The organism is Chelativorans sp. J32 (assembly GCF_000518985.1).
Classification (GTDB): Bacteria; Pseudomonadota; Alphaproteobacteria; order Rhizobiales; family Rhizobiaceae; genus Chelativorans.
The window spans coordinates 1-1069 of sequence record NZ_JAEQ01000047.1; the positions used below are offsets into that span (position 1 = coordinate 1).

1 protein-coding gene is annotated in these 1069 nt (G+C 61.8%); it reads right to left on the minus strand.

Annotated features, from left to right (window positions below; genetic code table 11):
- On the minus strand, nucleotides 1-230 hold a 230-nt coding region (locus tag CHEJ32_RS25970; protein WP_034659039.1), incomplete at its 3' end, for a hypothetical protein.
- Between the last annotated feature and the right edge of the window lie 839 nt (nucleotides 231-1069).

Genomic DNA, 1069 nt, shown 5'->3' on the forward strand with positions numbered 1-1069 from the left:
TTGCCCTCATGGAACGAGATCGAGCGGATACGTGAGGCGAGGCCGACAAAGCGCCCGAGCACCTCGTCATGCACCGGCGCGCTCTCGGCAATGGTGGCGGCCGCCGCCGCGACAAGGCCATCAAAGTGCTGGCCAAGCACACCCGGCTCAATGCGCACGGAATATTGGCTGCTGGCAGCGCTGTCGACGGCTGATAAGCGTGAAGTGATATGGTTGCTGACAGTGGTCATGAATCCCTCCGTTGAATAAACTGTCGGTCTGAATGAAAGCGGCATGGTTCCGCCGGCGCGGCGGTCGGCCCGGCTGGCCGGACCCGACCGCAAGGCGAAAAAGATGCTGCCGCAGGCGAAGCCGTTCTCGGCGCGGTGAAGCCGTCAGGCCGCTATGCCGCCTGTCTTGCCGCCGCGCGCCTGTTCAAATCGCGCCGACAACGCTTCCAACGGGGGAGTGGAGGTTCTAATATTCCGCATAGCCCAATCCTTTCTCGATCAAAGGTGCGGGTCAGGCCTCCGGTTGGTGTTCCCGCACCGTCGGAGGCCGACTGTCCGTCAAGGTCATCCTTCACGAACGCAATCAGGAAAGCAGGATCCGTCCGGGATCTCAAGCCGGTGGCTCACAAAAAAGAACGGATCCGGAACAAGTGTTGCAAATCTGCACCGGGCTCCTTGTCCGCAAGGCGCATGCGGACCTGGATCGCTGGTTCCTGTTCAACAATCTTGAGCACGGCAGATGCGGGGCGCGATGGCGTCGTCGCGGCGGCGCGCTCCATCCTGGGGGACATTTCTCCATTGCCACTGCTGCGCAATCAAGCCAACTGGGGGCAATGCCATTCCGGCCAAGACCCTCGGCAAGTTGCTTCGCCGGGAGAAAGACGAGCCCGCTGGATTGGCGGGCTCGCGCCGACATTGGCTCACGCCGGAACCGGCGCCCGGCCCTTCATTGTGCTCCACAAATACTCTGCCCTTGTGTCGAAGAACTCGTAGCTGTCACCGGAATAATCCCCGCGCGGCAAGCGATAGATCGTCACCTGCATGGGATTGCGGCCGCCGCAGTTGCGGAAATGTCTTTC